This window comes from Achromobacter sp. 77 (assembly GCF_020541125.1).
Lineage (GTDB): Bacteria > Pseudomonadota > Gammaproteobacteria > Burkholderiales > Burkholderiaceae_B > Achromobacter > Achromobacter mucicolens.
In genome coordinates, this window is the sequence record NZ_CP059848.1 from 5,445,288 (window position 1) to 5,460,705 (window position 15,418).

General features: G+C 65.3%; 13 protein-coding genes and 1 tRNA gene. 6 read left to right on the plus strand and 8 right to left on the minus strand.

Annotated features, from left to right (window positions below):
* Window positions 1-36 precede the first annotated feature (36 nt).
* From H4P35_RS25110 to H4P35_RS25135, 6 genes are all read right to left on the minus strand, one after another.
* The gene (locus H4P35_RS25110; RefSeq protein WP_180097298.1) at window positions 37-2,094 is read right to left on the minus strand and encodes a glycosyltransferase; all 2,058 of its coding nucleotides are present in this window, start codon (window positions 2,092-2,094) and stop codon (window positions 37-39) included.
* Window positions 2,091-4,571 carry a hypothetical protein gene (locus tag H4P35_RS25115; protein ID WP_180097296.1) on the minus strand — a complete coding sequence of 827 codons (2,481 nt, stop codon included), beginning with the start codon at window positions 4,569-4,571 and terminating at the stop codon, window positions 2,091-2,093. The genes H4P35_RS25110 and H4P35_RS25115 overlap by 4 nt, the downstream gene beginning before the upstream one ends.
* 38 nt (window positions 4,572-4,609) lie before the next feature.
* On the minus strand, window positions 4,610-5,869 hold the full coding sequence (locus H4P35_RS25120; protein WP_128829408.1) for a nucleotide sugar dehydrogenase: 1,260 nt from the start codon (window positions 5,867-5,869) through the stop codon (window positions 4,610-4,612).
* Between the two features lie 748 nt (window positions 5,870-6,617).
* Window positions 6,618-6,694, minus strand: a tRNA-Pro gene (locus H4P35_RS25125).
* 91 nt (window positions 6,695-6,785) lie between these two features.
* Window positions 6,786-7,751 (minus strand): octaprenyl diphosphate synthase, encoded by a 966-nt coding sequence (gene ispB / locus H4P35_RS25130; protein ID WP_056319988.1) that lies wholly within the window; start codon window positions 7,749-7,751, stop codon window positions 6,786-6,788.
* Between the two features lie 206 nt (window positions 7,752-7,957).
* Window positions 7,958-9,127: a fumarylacetoacetate hydrolase family protein gene (locus H4P35_RS25135; protein ID WP_226847430.1), complete on the minus strand. Its 1,170-nt coding sequence runs from the start codon at window positions 9,125-9,127 to the stop codon at window positions 7,958-7,960.
* 136 nt (window positions 9,128-9,263) lie between these two features.
* Between H4P35_RS25135 and H4P35_RS25140 the strand changes: the two genes are divergently transcribed.
* The 5 genes from H4P35_RS25140 to proB all read left to right on the plus strand — a co-directional run bounded on the left by H4P35_RS25140 (window position 9,264) and on the right by proB (window position 13,428).
* The gene (locus H4P35_RS25140) at window positions 9,264-10,022 is read left to right on the plus strand and encodes an IclR family transcriptional regulator (protein WP_226847432.1); all 759 of its coding nucleotides are present in this window, start codon (window positions 9,264-9,266) and stop codon (window positions 10,020-10,022) included.
* 269 nt (window positions 10,023-10,291) lie between these two features.
* Window positions 10,292-10,603, plus strand: a complete 312-nt coding sequence (gene rplU, locus H4P35_RS25145; RefSeq protein WP_006216228.1) for a 50S ribosomal protein L21 — start codon at window positions 10,292-10,294, stop codon at window positions 10,601-10,603.
* Between the two features lie 34 nt (window positions 10,604-10,637).
* Window positions 10,638-10,898 carry a 50S ribosomal protein L27 gene (rpmA, locus tag H4P35_RS25150; RefSeq protein ID WP_006389959.1) on the plus strand — a complete coding sequence of 87 codons (261 nt, stop codon included), beginning with the start codon at window positions 10,638-10,640 and terminating at the stop codon, window positions 10,896-10,898.
* A gap of 201 nt (window positions 10,899-11,099) precedes the next feature.
* On the plus strand, window positions 11,100-12,236 hold the full coding sequence (gene obgE / locus H4P35_RS25155) for a GTPase ObgE (protein WP_056319997.1): 1,137 nt from the start codon (window positions 11,100-11,102) through the stop codon (window positions 12,234-12,236).
* Window positions 12,237-12,291: 55 nt separating this feature from the next.
* The gene (gene proB / locus H4P35_RS25160) at window positions 12,292-13,428 is read left to right on the plus strand and encodes a glutamate 5-kinase (RefSeq protein ID WP_226847441.1); all 1,137 of its coding nucleotides are present in this window, start codon (window positions 12,292-12,294) and stop codon (window positions 13,426-13,428) included.
* Here the strand turns inward: proB and H4P35_RS25165 are convergent.
* Window positions 13,397-14,062 (minus strand): response regulator transcription factor, encoded by a 666-nt coding sequence (locus H4P35_RS25165; protein WP_226847443.1) that lies wholly within the window; start codon window positions 14,060-14,062, stop codon window positions 13,397-13,399. The genes proB and H4P35_RS25165 overlap by 32 nt on opposite strands.
* Window positions 14,063-14,165: 103 nt before the next feature.
* Here H4P35_RS25165 and H4P35_RS25170 point away from each other — a divergent pair, with 103 nt between their 5' ends.
* Window positions 14,166-14,615, plus strand: coding sequence for a helix-turn-helix transcriptional regulator (locus H4P35_RS25170; protein ID WP_063952153.1), 450 nt, complete (start codon window positions 14,166-14,168; stop codon window positions 14,613-14,615).
* A gap of 204 nt (window positions 14,616-14,819) precedes the next feature.
* On the opposite strand, the gene H4P35_RS25175 is transcribed toward H4P35_RS25170, so the two are convergent.
* Entirely contained in the window at window positions 14,820-15,383 is a 564-nt protein-coding gene (locus H4P35_RS25175; protein WP_056320000.1) for a hypothetical protein, read from the minus strand.
* Window positions 15,384-15,418: the final 35 nt, after the last annotated feature.

Consider the following 15,418-nt stretch of genomic DNA (forward strand, 5'->3'; position numbering starts at 1 on the left):
TTCAGCGTCAACAACTTGAAAAAGAACAACTGCCGACTACGCCAGCATGCGGCGCTGGGGCGCCACGTCGATGCGCTCGTCGTTCTGGGACTCGGTCATGGCGGGCATGCAGATGCTCATGAACTTGGTCAGCATCGCATCCAGCGAGAACAGCTTCTGCGCCCGCTGGCGGCTGTGTGCCCGCAGGTCCGCATTGCTGCGCACCTGATCCACCATGTTCAAGACCTTCTTGTACGCCTCGTGCATGTCGGGGTGATCGACGTCGCTGAGCAGGTGACCCGTTTCGTCCTCGACGAAACACTCCTCTGCCCCGCCCGCCGGCGTGGAAATCACCGGCACGCCCAGCAGCTGCGCCTCGATCAGGACGTTCGGCAGGCCCTCGTAGCGCGACAGCAGCACGCTGGCGTCCATCTTCGAATACCAGAACCCCACGTGGTTCGACAGGCCCACCAGCAGCAGCCGGTCCAGGACGTCGTGTTCCTGCGCCAGCGCTTCGATGTTCTCGCGCAGGCGCCCGTCGCCCACCAGGAAGAAGCGCGCCTGTGGCCGCTCCTTCAGGTAAAGCGCCGCCAGCTTGATGAAGAGCTGCGGACGCTTGTCGGGTTCCAGGCGGAACACGCCGCCGATCGTTTCCGTGGCGTCCTGGGTGCGCGCCTGGAAGGCTTCCCACTTTTCCTTGTCGGCGTCCGACGCATCGGTCGCCAGGTCGGGCACGCCGTTGTACAGGATGTGAAAGCGCTCGAGCGGCAGGTCCAGCCACTCGGCATACGCTTCCGCGGCCTTGCGGCTGTTGCTGACGAACACCACGCCGGGCACCTGCGCCAGCGCCTGGTACAGCTCGGGATACTCTTCGCGGAACCGGTCCTTGCGGATGTTCGGCGGCAGGCCGCGAAACACCAGGTGGATCGTCGGCGTGCCGGCCAGAAGCGCGGCCAGGGCGCCGAACAGGCACGTGCCGTCCTGCCACAGGCTCACCACGTCGAACCGGTTCGCGCGCAGCACCGGCGCCAGCCGCGTCACGCCGTAGTGCACGGGCGGCGGCAGCTGCTCCAGCAGGCGGCCCAGGCTGCCTTCGGGCAGGGCCTGGTGCGCGACCGAGATCGCCGGCAGGCGGTTGATCTCCGTGACGGGAATCTGCGCCTTGATGAGCACCGGCAGGAAGAAATCATCCTGCTTCTTTGAAACGCCGGACGGCTCGGTGTGCTGCTTGACCAGCACCTCGACCTTCTTGGGGCGCATGAGGATGTCGGGCGGCTGCTGTTCCGGCGAAGCCGCCAGACGGGTCAGTTCGCCGGCCAGACGGGTCAGCTGGCGCTCGGCCCCGCCCGGTCCCAGGCTGCCGGTGACCAGCGCCACCGACACGGCCTTTTCCGGCGTGTTCTCGGCAAGCTTGCGATGGCGGAAATGCAGGATCGCGTGCTTCATCGAAATGATGCGCACGTCCTTGCCGGCCAAGGCCTCTTCGGACTCGAAACGCTGATAGAACGCGTAGTCGCTGGCCAGCCCTTCGGCCAGCTCGGCCGCCTTGCTGCCTGGCGTCAGGTGCTTGGCCACCGGTGCGATCGCCTCCCAGGCGTCCGCCAGAAGCCCGCGCTTGCGCAGGCGCTTGGCGAACTCCACCCGCATGTTGCGATCCGTGTGCTGCGAGATCAGGCTGCGGAACAGCGCGTCGGACTGCTCGTGCGCGCGGATGTCGCTCAGCAGCTTGGCCCGCGCGAACAGGCGGTCCGGATTCGTCGTGGACGCGGGCAGGTGACGGTCGACCAGCGCCATGGCGTCGTCCAGGTGCCGCTCCTTCACCAGCCGCGTCGCGCAATAGCGCACGATCTGCAGGTCATCCGGGCATTCCTCGAGCAGCGTCGTCCACTGCTCGGCCATGCCTTCGTTCAGGCCCGCCGATTCCTGCAGGCGAAGCAGCAGGAACCGGACCTTCGAGTCTTGCATGTGGCCGCGGGCAAGCTCCTTGGCCCGCGCCAGGTTTTCCTGAGCGACTTGAACCCGCACCGATGCCGCAACGATTTCCTCCAACTGCGCTTGAACTTGCTGAAGTTCGGACTTGGCGTCCGCTCGCTCGGTAATCAGTGGCGGATTCATGCTGCCTTTCTCCGGTTGATCTTTTCGATCCACGCGAGGCAGCGCTCGATGTAACTGTCGTATTGCGCCGGGTTCTCGGAACGCTCCTGCAGCGTCTTCCAGTACGGCAGGGCCTGTTCGAACCGGTGCAGACGCATCGCGCCCACTGCGGCCAGACGCAGGCCGATGGGATCGTCAGGCACGAGCGAGACGATACGTTCGCCCAGCGCCAGGCGTTCGGTCGTGCTGGACGAATCCAGGGCGCGCGCCTCGGCGTACAGATAGGCCAGGATGCGGCGCTTCTCGTGATCGACCTCCGGCATGCCGGGCCACGACTGGGCCACGCGATCCAGCAGCTTCCATGCGCCCTGATGATCGCCATTCGACAGAAGCTCGCGGGCGCCGCGGATGGCGCGCGGTCCCAACCGGCCCAACTGGCGCTCGGCTTCGTCCTTGGCGCTCTGGTCGGCGCCCGGATGGGCAAGCACGTCCTTGTAGGCGTCGATGGCTTCACCGAACCAGCCGCCATTGAAGGCCACGCGGGCAAAGTGCAGCTTCGTGCTGAACGGGGCGGACTCGCCGGCGGCGGCCACTTCCAGATGGCGCATGGCCGTCTTCTTGTCGCCCAGCGCGTCGGCGGCGCGGCCACGCATGGCGTGCAGCTCGGGGAAGTCCACGTTCGTGTCGATGGCCAGGTTGGTCAGGTCGATCACTTCCTTGTGGTTGCCCGCCACCAGCGCGGCCCGCGCGCCGAGGCGCATGGCGCGTTCGAATGCACGCTGCGCCCGTGCGCCGGTCAGCGCGTCGGGGTTGAGCAGACGGTGCGCGCAGATGCGTTCGGCCGCATCACGCAGGCGTCCTTCCTCCAGCGCGCGGTTGCCTTCTTCGGCCCACGTTGCCGATTGCGCCTGCAACCAGCCGCTGATGTCTTCCTGCTCGCTCTTGGCCAGGTTGCACGAGGCCGCCAGCGTCGCCGCGGCCACGATGCAACCGCGCCACGAGGCTTCCTTGACCAATTCCAGCGCGTCGCCCTCTTCCAGCTTGGGCTGCTCGTTCGCCAGATCGCGCAGCGCGTCGCGGTCGCCGGCCAGCAGCCGGTCGCGCCACAGGACCGCGAAGCCGCGACCGTAGCTGGGATTGGCCGCGCGGACTTCCTGGACCCAGCGAATCGCCGCTTCCATGTCGCCGCCCGTCTGCAACAGCGACAGTACGGTGTCGGCCGCTTCCAGCGACATGGCGTCGCCCGGCGCGCTGATGCGGAAAAGCTGCTTCCAGTTGCCCAGGCTTTCGTCGACATAGCCCAGGTGGCCCGCGGACACCGCCGCGATGCGCACGATTTCCGGCGTTTCGATTTCGTCGCCCAGCAGGCCGGCTGCCAGCGAGTACGCCACGTCGTAGCGGCCCAGCTTGAACTGGTTACGCATCAGGATCTGCTCGGCCTTGCTGCCCGAGGCCAGGGTGCCGTCGGCGCTGGTCAGAAGCGCCAGCGAACCTTCGTAGTCACCCAGCTCTTCCTGGATGCGCGCAAACAGCACCACGTGATCCGGCAGGCCCGGGTAGCGGCGCAGCACGTCGCGCACACGGCGCGAGGCTTCGCGCAGTTCGCCCGAGTCCCACAGCTTCTCGATGCGCTCGACGCTTTCCTCGGCGCCCAGCTTGGGCACGGCGGTCTGCGGGGTCGAGGAGCTCATGCGCGGCCGGATGAAATTCTTGAACCAGTCCGTGTACAGGCGCTCAGCGAAGACCGGCGTGTAGTGGGTCAGGTCCAGCCCGCCGTCTTCCATCGCCTCGGCCTGGCCGATCTTGTTCATGAGCGGCGTCGGGTCGTAGCACGGCACCCCGATACGCTGCGCCGCGGCGGTAATGGCGGCGATCAGCTGCTGGCGCTGTTCGATCGGCACGTTGTCCGGCGTGAGCGCATTCACGTGGGTGACGAACACGATCTTGTCGCGGCCCAGCAGCTCGACGAGCTGGCGCATCTCCTGCTCGATCTCCTCGTCCGTCTGGTCACGCTTGACGACGCGGGCGAGCAGGTCGCGGTCTTCCGCGCTCAGGCTCTTGAAGACTGGGTCCTGATCGAGTTGCGCGCGGCGTTCGGCCAGGCGGTCGGTGGCGGCCATGGACCAGAAGGCGCGGGTGCGCGTGCGGTCGGCGAAGAACTCGCTGAAATAGCGGCCCAGGTAATTGGACTGGATGGGATGGCCGTCAATGGTCAGCAGCTTGCGCGAGGACAGCTCGACCACGTACAGGTCGGCCGGCTTGTGCGTGCCGCGGCGAGCCTGCTCGCCATTGGACGGACGGAAGATCAGGCGCTGCACGTCGGCGGGGATGTCGCTTTGGCCGAACATGAAACGGGCCTGCTGGAGCGCTTCGGCGGCCGTGTGCACGAAACCGTAGTTGCGGCCGAGTTGAAGCTTGATCGGGTAGCGGCCCACGGCATCGCGCAGCGGCGTATGGATGCGGCAGGTTCCGATCGGAGCGATAGTGAAAGCAGTCATTCAGGGTCTCTCCTGTAGGTATGGATTACGCGCCTGAACTACAGAGTCCAGTACAAGAGGTCGGCCGGCAGCCGTTTGGGGTCCAGGACGGACTTCAAGTCGCACACCATGCCGCCGTTCTTGACGAGCTGCGGCAGGTCTTCCCAGATGGTTTCCATGGTTTCGCGGTGCGGCACCGCCAGGATCAGCACGTCCATGTCGCGGAACTGGTCGCGGCCGACAAGCTTGATGCCGTACTCGTGGTCCATCTGCTCCGGATCGACCATGGGGTCGCACGCCACCGGCGTGATGCCGTACTGGCCAAGCGCGTTGTAAAGATCGACGACCTTCGAGTTGCGGATGTCGGGCACGTTTTCCTTGAAGGTCATGCCCAGGATGCCGACGCGGGTGGAGGCGTTCAGGCGGCCGTTGCGCGCCAGCTGCTGCACCAGCCGCGAGGCCACATGCGCGGCCATGCCGTCGTTGATGCGGCGGCCGGACAGGATGACTTCGGGGTGGTAGCCCAATTCCTGGGCCTTGGACGTCAGGTAGTAGGGGTCCACGCCGATGCAGTGACCGCCCACCAGGCCGGGGGTGAACTTCAGGAAGTTCCACTTGGTGCCGGCCGCGGCCAGGACTTCCGACGTACGGATGCCGACCAGGCCGCAGATCTTGGACATCTCGTTCATGAGCGCGATGTTGATGTCGCGCTGCGTGTTCTCCAACACCTTGGCCGCCTCGGCCACCTTGATGGAGGATGCGCGGTGCACGCCGGCATCGATGATCTGCTCATACACGCCGGCAATGACTTCCAGCGATTGCTCGTCCTGGCCGGAAACGATCTTCACGATCTTCTCAAGCGGATGCTCGCGGTCGCCCGGGTTGATGCGCTCGGGGCTGTAGCCCAGCTTGAAGTCGACGCCGCAGCGCAGGCCAGACGCCTTTTCCAGCTCGGGACCGCAGATTTCCTCGGTGGCGCCGGGGTGGACGGTCGATTCGAAGACCACGATGCAGCCCGGACGAAGCACGGGGCCGAGCGATTGGCACGCACGGACCAGCAGGGAAAAGTCGGGGTTGTTCTTTTCGTCGACGGGCGTCGGGACGGCGACCACGAAAAAGTCGCAGCCTTCCAGTTCGGACAACTGGTCCGTGAACTGCATGGGGGAAGCAAGCAATACGTCGCGTTCGATCTCGCCGGTCCAGTCATCACCCTCTTTCAGCCGTGCGATTCTCCGCTTGTCCACGTCAAAACCGATGACATCAAAGCGCCTGGAAAATGCCACTGCCACGGGCAGGCCGACATATCCAAGGCCACACACTGCGATTCTCTTTACCACGGGGGACCTCACTGTTTTCGTCGTGTCGCAGACACTAGAAATCGACGCCCCAAAGCGAGTAAATCGACATAAGGCCGAAATACTGTTGCCGTATAGGGGCGGACGTATCGCTAAAAATGAATTTGGCTCGGTACCCCGTTAACGGACTGGGTAGCGAGCCTGGGCATCGTAGAGGGGTCGAACAGCAAACTTTTTTCTAAATATTTTTATTGCTGCGGAAATAAATCAGGACAACCCGTAATAAACCCGGGAAATCCCTAGAAAAATTACATTCATTACACAAACCGCAACATCGAATTTGCGAGCAATGTAATCAAATATGAAAAGACGTTTTTCTTGGTCCGTTTTAACGAAACTGAAAAATCATTATCCAGATCGGCTGCTTATTAGGTTATTGCGTGAGGCAATATAAAAATACGCACCAAACTGGGGATCAGCATGCACCCTATCAGCACGAGACATGCCTGGGTTTTCATCGCCCGGTAATAAATGGCCGGGGCTCGGATAATTCGTCAGGCGATTCGGAAAGTCTCGCTATACAAGGTTCTGACACCCAAGCGAAATGACTTCGGGCGAGACGCAGTGACTCAAGGGTGTCAGACACCGGCCGCTGTGAAATAGTTTTTGCATTTACCCGCGCAAATGCAAAAAAGCCGGCAACGCTTGCGCGATACCGGCTTTCAGCCAAAGGTGTCGGGAAACACCTTCATGAATTCTCGACCACATGAAGTGGTCGGGGCGAGAGGATTCGAACCTCCGACTCCTGCGTCCCGAACGCAGTACTCTACCAGGCTGAGCTACGCCCCGATCTTGACAACTTATTCAGCGATGCTCAGTACCGCCAAACATTACTTCACTTTCCTGGTGAACTTCCTGCCGATCTCGCCGCCGTTTTTGGCTAGCGATCTCTATTCACCGCGAAAGCGCAGAATTCTAACAGAGAATTTTGAAAAGGGGAAATGGGGTAGATCGAAAGGGCTTCGCGGGCCCGATCGGCCTCGGCCACGGCGGCCAGGCGGGCGTGTTCCAGCGCGTCGGTGGCCTGGATGGCGGCGGCCACGGCAGCGAAGTCGGCGTCGCCCGTCTTGATGGCGTCGCGGATCAGCTGCTGCTGCTCAGGCGTGCCCACTTCCATGACGCGGATCAGCGGCAGGGTCGGCTTGCCTTCGCGCAGGTCGTCGCCCACGTTCTTGCCCAGGGCGGCGGCGTCGCCGCTGTAGTCCAGCACGTCGTCGACCAGCTGGAACGCCGTGCCCACATGGCGGCCATAGGCGGCGGCGGCGGCTTCCTGCTCGGGCGTGGCGCCGGCCAGCACGGCGCCCACCTGGGCGGCGGCCTCGAACAGCTTGGCCGTCTTGTAGCGCACCACCTGCAGGTAGCGCTCTTGCGAGACGTCCGGGTCATGCACGTTCAGAAGCTGCAGCACCTCGCCCTCGGCGATCACGGTGGTGGCTTCGGATAGGATGCTCATGATGCGCATCGAGTCGGCCTCGACCATCATTTCGAAGGATCGCGAGTACAGGTAGTCGCCCACCAGCACGCTGGCCGCGTTGCCGAACACCGCGTTGGCGGTTTCGCGGCCGCGGCGCAGGTCGGATTCGTCGACGACATCATCGTGCAGCAGCGTGGCGGTGTGGATGAATTCCACCACCGCGGCCAGCAGCTGGTGATGGGTGCCTTCGTAGCCCAACGCGCGCGCCACCATCAGCACCATGGCCGGGCGCATGCGCTTGCCGCCCGCCCCAATGATGTAGTCGCCAATCGTGCGGATCAGAACCACTTCGGAATTCAGCCGCTCGCGGATAACCGCGTCGACGGCTTTCATATCGTCAGCAATGGGGGCAATGAGCGCGGGGAGATTCAAGACGTATCCGACAAGTGTGAAGCGAGCCGCGTAACGGCTCTTACCGCTGGGCCCGCCAGCGGTCGGCGGGGGATTCGACCACGGATTATACGGGGAGTGCGCGGGAAGTCCGGCCGCCCGCGGCCCGGGCCGCGCAGCCCGGCGCCAGGCGCCCCGCGCCGGTCGGATCAGCCGGTCGGATCAGCCGGTCGGATCCCCCGGCCGGATCAGCGCCCGCGCGCCAGCAGGCCGCGCGCCATCAGGTTCGCGTAGAGCGCGCGCACGCCGAACGTCCAGGGCGGGATTTCCGTGGCCAGCTGCACCTCGTTCACGAGCGCGCCCAGACGCTCCGAGGCAATGACCACCCGGTCACCCGCCACATGCGTGAACCCGGTGCCCGGCCCCTTGCGATCCTTGGTGGGCGAGAACATCGTGCCCAGGAACAGCATGAAGCCGTCTGGGTACTGATGGTGCGCGCCGTGAGTCTGGCGCACCAGGTCCAGCGGGTCGCGGCTGATCTCTTGCATGTGGCTGACGCCGTCCAGCGTGAAACCGTCGGGGCCTTCGATGTGCAGCGAGACATCGGCGCCCCGGACGCTGTCCATCGTGAATCCGCCATCGAACAGCCGGATGAACGGCCCGATGGCGCAGGAGCCGTTGTTGTCCTTGGCCTTGGTCAGGAGCAGCGCGCTGCGGCCTTCGATGTCGCGCAGGTTCACGTCGTTGCCCAGCGTGGCGCCGACCACTTCGCCCCGGCTGTCGACGGCCAGCACGATCTCGGGTTCGGGATTGTTCCACTGCGACTCGGGCAGCACGCCGATCCGCGCGCCAAAGCCCACCGAGGCCATGGGCGGCGTCTTGGAGAACACTTCGGCGTCGGGGCCAATGCCCACTTCCAGATACTGCGACCACTGGCCGCGCTCGAGCATTTCGGCTTTCAGGCGGATGGCCTCGGGCGATCCCGGGCGCAGCCGGGACAGATCGGAGCCGATCAGCGCCTGCATGCGCACGCGGATTTCCTCGGCGCGGCCGGCGTCGCCGCCCGCCTCTTCCTCAATCAGGCGCTCCAAGAGGCTGATGGCAAACGTGACGCCCGCCGCCTTCACCGGCTGCAGGTCGCAGGGCGCCAGCAGACGCGGCCCTTGCGCGCCTAGCAGCGTGGCATCCATGAGCGCGTGCGCGTCACCCAGGGATTCGCCCTTGGCCTGGCGCGCGAGCGACACGCGGTCGGGATGGTCCAGCAGGTCGGACACGGTCGGCGCCGTAGCGGTGATATCGACAACCTCTCCCCCACGCACCACGACCACGCTCGGGCCGCCGACGGGATCGGGCCGCCACACGCGGCCCACGAGCAAGGCGTCGGACAGATCGGCGGGCAGCAGGTTATGGGGGTTCATGGCGTCTCCTCGCGTTGGTGCCCTGCCGGCGGCGGGCTGGTGTTCTGTGCCGGCTGGCCCGGCATGGCGCAGCCAGTCTAGGAGACTTCATTTATCATGTCCAACATCTTGCATATCTGTCCAATATATTGGAATCATGGCCGCCGATTACGACGTTCCCGCCATCCGCCGCACCCACGACATCCTGCGCGTGCTGGCCGGCCGGCCCGCCCCGGTAAAGGCCGCGGAGCTGGCCCGCGCCTGCCAGATGCCCAAGAGCACGCTGTACCTGCTGCTGGACTGCCTTGAGCAACGCCGCTGGGTCGAGCGCCTGGACGGCGGCTATATCGTCGGACTGGAACTGATGGCGCTAGGCGCTGCGTACCTGCGCCACGACGGGCTTCAGACGGCCTTTCATCAGGCGGCCGGCGCCTTCGTGGCCCGCTGCAACGAGGTCGTGCAACTGGCCGCGCTCGATGGCTTTGATGTGGTCTACCTGGCCCGGGAGGACGCGCGCCGGCCCGTGCGCCTGGTGTCGGACCTGGGTCTGCGGCTGCCCGCACACGCGTGCGCGCTGGGCAAGGCCCTGCTGGCCAGCCTGCCGCCCGACGACCTGGCCGCCCGGCTGCCCGAGACCCTGCCCCGCGTCACCGACCGCACGATCGCCGATGCCGCCCACCTGCACCGCGAACTGGACGACGTGCGGCGCCACGGGCTGGCCCACGACCGGGAAGAAGTCGCCACCGGTCTCGAGTGCTTTGCGGCCTTTGTAGGCGTGACGCCGCTGGGCAAGCGGGTGGCGGTCAGCACGTCCATCCCCACCGACCGCTTGGACGACGCCCACCGGCAAGCCGCCACGGAAGGCATCCGCCGCGTGGCGCGCGACATTGCGCTGCGCGTGATTCCGGGCGCCTGAAGCCTGCACGCCACACCTAAGCCCTTAGCCTGCAACAGCTTTTTGACTTTCCAAAAGTCCCGGGCTAATATCTCGGATTCGGTCAGCAATGGCCGAATTACGTCGGTTGTTCGTGCACGCCGCCTGGCATCATCGCAAGTCCTGATTCAGCGGACTTTCGGCTAGTACAAGCGCTAGTACCAGCACTGGTACGGCAGGCCAGCACGGCATTCTTGCCCAGCAGGGCAGGCAGCACGAACGAACCCATTTACCTATTTAAGGAATACCCCATGTACGCGGTCGTAAAAACCGGTGGCAAGCAGTATCGCGTTGCCGCTGGCGAAAAACTCAAGATAGAACAGATACCGGCTGACATTGGGCAAGAAATCACCCTGGACCAAGTGCTGTCCGTGGGCGAAGGCGACCAACTGAAAGTTGGCACGCCCCTCGTCTCCGGCGCCGTGGTCAAGGCAACGGTTCTTGCGCAAGGCCGCCACGACAAGGTCAAGATCTTCAAGATGCGCCGTCGCAAGCACTATCAGAAGCGTCAGGGCCACCGTCAGAACTACACCGAAATCCGCATCGAAGCCATCACGGCTTAAGAAGCGACTCGGTACCACTTAGCAGGAGCTAAACATGGCACAGAAAAAGGGCGGCGGCTCTACGCGGAACGGACGCGACTCAGAATCGAAGCGTCTGGGCGTCAAGGCATTCGGCGGCGAATTGATTCCCGCTGGTTCGATCATCGTGCGTCAGCGCGGTACTCGCTTCCACGCTGGCGTGAACGTCGGCATGGGCAAGGACCACACCCTGTTCGCGCTGGTCGACGGCAAGGTTCAATTCGGCTTCAAGGGCGCATTGAACAAGCAGACCGTTTCGATCGTCGCTGCCGAGTAATCGGTTGGCAAGCCCGCGGACTTCACGTCCGCGGTCGCATACGGTCTGGGACGCGGTCCGCCGCAGTTCCCGAACGGCAAAAGCCCTGTCGCGTGCGGCAGGGCTTTTTTGTTTGAAGGCAATTGGCGAGTAAGCTCTCTTTTGCCTCCCGGCGGCTCCCCGTGTGGACGCCCGCCCTCACCCACTACACGCGCATACACCATGAAATTCGTAGACGAAGCCACCATTGAAGTGGTCGCCGGCAAAGGCGGCAATGGCGTGGCGAGCTTTCGCCGCGAAAAATTCATTCCCCGTGGCGGCCCCGACGGCGGCGACGGCGGCCGTGGCGGCACCATCTACGCGGTGGCCGATCGCAACATCAACACGCTGATCGACTTCCGCTACGCACGCCTGCACCGCGCCAAGAACGGCGAAAACGGCCGCGGCTCGGACCAATACGGCGCAGCCGCCCCGGACATCACCCTGCGCGTGCCGGTGGGCACGATCATCCATGACGCCGAAACCGGCGAAGTCCTGTTCGACCTGAACAAGCACGAACAGAAGGTGGTGCTGGCCGCCGGCGGCCAGGGCGGCATGGGCAACATCCACTTCAAGTCCAGCGTGAACCGCGCGCCCAAGCAATGGACGCCCGGCAAGGAAGGCGAACACCGCTACCTGCGCATGGAACTGAAGGTGCTGGCCGACGTGGGCCTGCTGGGCCTGCCCAACGCCGGCAAGTCGACGCTGATCACCCGCATTTCCAATGCGAAGCCGAAGATCGCCGACTACCCCTTCACCACGCTGCACCCGAACCTGGGCGTCGTGCGCACGTCGCCGTCGCGCAGCTTTGTCGTGGCCGACATTCCGGGCCTGATCGAAGGCGCCTCCGAAGGCGCCGGCCTGGGCCACCTGTTCCTGCGCCACCTGGCGCGCACCCGCGTGCTGCTGCACCTGGTGGACGTGTCCACGCCGGATCCGGACGCCGATCCCGTCGAGCAGGCCGTCGCCGACGCGCGCGCCATCGTCGAGGAACTGCGCCGCTATGACGCCGACCTGGCCGCCAAGCCGCGCTGGCTGATCCTGAACAAGCTGGACATGGTGCCGGACCCCGAGGACACCAAGCGCCGCTTCCTCGAGCTCTACGGCTGGACCGGTCCGGTGTTCGGCATCTCGGGCCTGTCGGGCGAAGGCACGCAGGACCTGATCTACGCGCTGCAGGACTACCTGGACGCCGAGCGCGAAAAGGAACAGCTTGCGCAGGATCAGGCCGAAGGCACCTACGTGGCGCCGGACCCGCGCTTTGACGACACGCGCACCGACGCAGACAAGCCGGCCGCGCCGCGCGGCGGTAACGAATAAGCCATAATCGCAGTCCTTTCGATTACGCTTTTTTTCGCCGCAGCCGGCCGCCATCATGTCTGCTGAATCACCTGCCGTTTCCGTCGTCACCCACGCCCAGCGCATCGTCGCCAAAGTCGGCTCATCGCTGGTCACCAACGAAGGCCGAGGCCTGGACCGCGCCGCGGTCGCCCACTGGGCCGCGCAGATCGCCGCCCTGCACAAGCAGGGCAAGCAGATCGTGCTGGTGTCCAGCGGCGCCATCGCGGAAGGCATGGCGCGCCTTGGCTGGCGCAAGCGCCCGTCCGTCATGCACGAACTGCAGGCCGCGGCAGCCGTGGGCCAGATGGGACTGTGCCAGGCCTATGAGGCCGCCTTCGCCGAACACGGCCTGCGCACCGCGCAGATTTTGCTGACCCACGAAGACCTGGCCGACCGCCACCGTTACCTGAACGCGCGCAGCACGCTGTTTGCCCTGCTGCGTTTGGGTGTCGTGCCCATCGTGAACGAAAACGACACGGTCGTGACCGACGAAATCCGGCTGGGCGACAACGACACGCTGGGCGCGCTGGTCACCAACCTGATCGAAGCCGACACGCTGATCATCCTGACCGACCAACGCGGCCTGTACGACTCCGACCCGCGCAAGAATCCGCAAGCCAAGTTCATGTCGCACGCCCAGGCGGGCGACCCCGCGCTAGAAGCCATGGCGGGCGGCGCGGGCAGCGGCATCGGCACCGGCGGCATGCTGACCAAGGTGCTGGCCGCCAAGCGAGCGGCCCACAGCGGCGCGCATACCGTCATCGCCTCGGGCCGCGAACGCAATGTGCTGACGCGCCTGGCCCAGGGCGAGTGTATCGGCAGCGAACTGCAGGCGGTCGTGCCGGTGTGGTCGGCGCGCAAGCAGTGGCTGGCCGATCACCTGCGCCTGCGTGGCCGCGTGGTGCTGGACGACGGCGCCGTGCAGGCGCTGCTGCGCGAAGGCAAGAGCCTTCTGCCCATCGGCGTGACCGACGTGGAAGGCGAATTCGGCCGCGGCGACGTCGTGGCCTGCGTCGACAGCCAGGGCCATGAATGCGCCCGCGGGCTGATCAATTATTCGTCGGCCGACACGCGCCGCATCCTGCGCCAGCCTTCGTCGCAGATCGCGCGCATCCTGGGCAGCATGACCGAACCCGAGCTCATGCACCGGGACAATCTGGTCGTGCTGTAGGAAGGCGCGGCAGCAGGATATATCCCCACCCCCGCACCGCCAGCAACGGAAGATCGATATTGAACCGGCGCGCCTTGTTGCGCAGCCGGGACACGACCACGTCCACGCGCCTTGCGCTGTCCAGGGGATCGCGCGCTTGCGCCGGAAAGAAGCTCTCGCGATGAAGACAGTGGCCGGGCGCATTGAACAACCGGATGAGAACGGCGCGCTCGCGCAGGGTAAGCGGCAGGCGTTCGCCGCGAGGGCCCACCAGCATGCGGCCAAATGCCACGACGCGCCAGTCGCCCGGCCCGCACCGCGCGCGCCGGCACAGGCTGCGCAGCAGCGCGTCCCACTCCAGGAGCTCCATGTCCGCCGGCACGCAGGCGTCGACCCCTGCGTCCAGCGCCGCCGCGCGCTGCGCCGTGGTGGCGCCGCCGTCCTGCCACACCACCCGCGCGCCCGGCGCGGCTTGGCGCACGCGGTCAACAAGATCGGCCTTGCTGTCGCAAGGCCCTTGCACGACAAGCAGATCCGGCGCGTCAGCGGACACGTGTTCGAGCAGGGCGTCGACCGATGCAAAAACGCGCGTGTCCCAGTCGAATTGGCGCAGCGCACTGGCCAGCCGGCACCCCGCAACGTCCTCGGATCGCACGATAAATACGCTGCCCCGCTCCCACATGCGACCTTCCCTCTGTTATCACCCTAGTGTTATTTATATCCACCAACGTGACAGATCGGCAAGCTTCAATCGCCCTGTGAAAACATTCTCAGACCGACTGAAGCATGCGCGTCTTCTTCGTGGCCACACGCAGAAGGCGCTCGCCCGTCTGGTGCGCATCTCGCAAAGCGCGATCGGCAGCTACGAAAGTGGTCTGCGGCATTCAAGCCGATCCGCGCGCAAGCTGGCGCAGGTGCTGAAGATCGAAGTCGAATGGCTGGAGACCGGCAAGGGTCCCATGGAGCTTCCCCTGGACGCCTACGACCTGAGCAATACTTTGCCAGTATCAGGCGTTTCCGAATCGGCGCCGCGCCCCGGCGGCCGGCCCCGTCCGCTGGCGCCGTGGCCCTATCCCAACATTTCACCGTCGCAATTCGAATCGCTGACGCCCGACGAACGGGCAATGCTCGAAGCGTTAACCCAGACCTTCATCGAAACGACACTGCTTCGCCGCGGCATCAAGCCGCGCGGCCGCAAGATCGGCTGATCGCGGCCCCTGCCCGCGGCCCGCTGCATATCGGGCCACGCCGCGACCACGCTTCAAGATCAAGACACTGCGAGCCGCATCGGGCGGACCAATTTGTCCCGTTCTCGCGGACGCCTGGCGCGCACGTTGAATGCGCCTTCCAGGACAAAAATGCAGACGAAAAAAAACCGGCCACGTAAGCCGGTTTTTTTGCGCACCCCGAGATCAGGGCTTGGCAGCGGGTGCCGGCGCGGGTGCCGTTCCGCCTGCGGCGGGCACGGCATCGCCGCGGATGCGCGCGGCGATTTCAGAAGCCGCCTGGGCCGAGGGCACGCCAAAGGCCAGGACGCCACGATTCAGGGGCTCGCCGATGAGCGGCGCGGCAACCAGTTCCTGATCGATCACCAGGGCCAGCACGCTGCCGACGTTGGCGGTGCTGACGGCGGTCAGCTTGCGGGTGCCGGCTTCGGAAAAGCGCAGACCCACGAAGTTCTGGCCTTGGCGATCCACCAGCGCGGCGGCATCGGTCAAGTCGGCGCGCGTGAGCACGGGCGTTTCCTGCAGATAGAGCTTGCCGTCCGGCAGGTTCACTTCACGCAGGCCGGCGCCGGGTTCGCGCTTGGCCAGATAGAAATCCACGCGCGCGGCGGCCGCGGGCGTGGTCGATTGCTGGCCCGCCGGAGGCGTGGCCGTGGCGTCGGACGTCTTAGTCGGGGCCGTCTTGCAACCCGCTAGCGCCAATGTCACGACTACGAGGGCGGGCGCCAATGTGCGTAGGTTCAGTTGCATGCTCGATTCCTTCTTAAGTGGGCTGATGCCGGACG

What these genes read in the sequence shown, in the direction of transcription:
- H4P35_RS25110 (WP_180097298.1), bottom strand. Translation starts at nt 2,094, where the DNA reads ATGAATCCGCCACTGATTACCGAGCGAGCGGACGCCAAGTCCGAACTT.
- H4P35_RS25115 (WP_180097296.1), bottom strand. Translation starts at nt 4,571, where the DNA reads ATGACTGCTTTCACTATCGCTCCGATCGGAACCTGCCGCATCCATACG.
- H4P35_RS25135 (WP_226847430.1), bottom strand. Translation starts at nt 9,127, where the DNA reads ATGAACCCCCATAACCTGCTGCCCGCCGATCTGTCCGACGCCTTGCTC.
- H4P35_RS25140 (WP_226847432.1), top strand. Translation starts at nt 9,264, where the DNA reads ATGGCCGCCGATTACGACGTTCCCGCCATCCGCCGCACCCACGACATC.
- rplU (WP_006216228.1), top strand. Translation starts at nt 10,292, where the DNA reads ATGTACGCGGTCGTAAAAACCGGTGGCAAGCAGTATCGCGTTGCCGCT.
- rpmA (WP_006389959.1), top strand. Translation starts at nt 10,638, where the DNA reads ATGGCACAGAAAAAGGGCGGCGGCTCTACGCGGAACGGACGCGACTCA.
- obgE (WP_056319997.1), top strand. Translation starts at nt 11,100, where the DNA reads ATGAAATTCGTAGACGAAGCCACCATTGAAGTGGTCGCCGGCAAAGGC.
- proB (WP_226847441.1), top strand. Translation starts at nt 12,292, where the DNA reads ATGTCTGCTGAATCACCTGCCGTTTCCGTCGTCACCCACGCCCAGCGC.
- H4P35_RS25175 (WP_056320000.1), bottom strand. Translation starts at nt 15,383, where the DNA reads ATGCAACTGAACCTACGCACATTGGCGCCCGCCCTCGTAGTCGTGACA.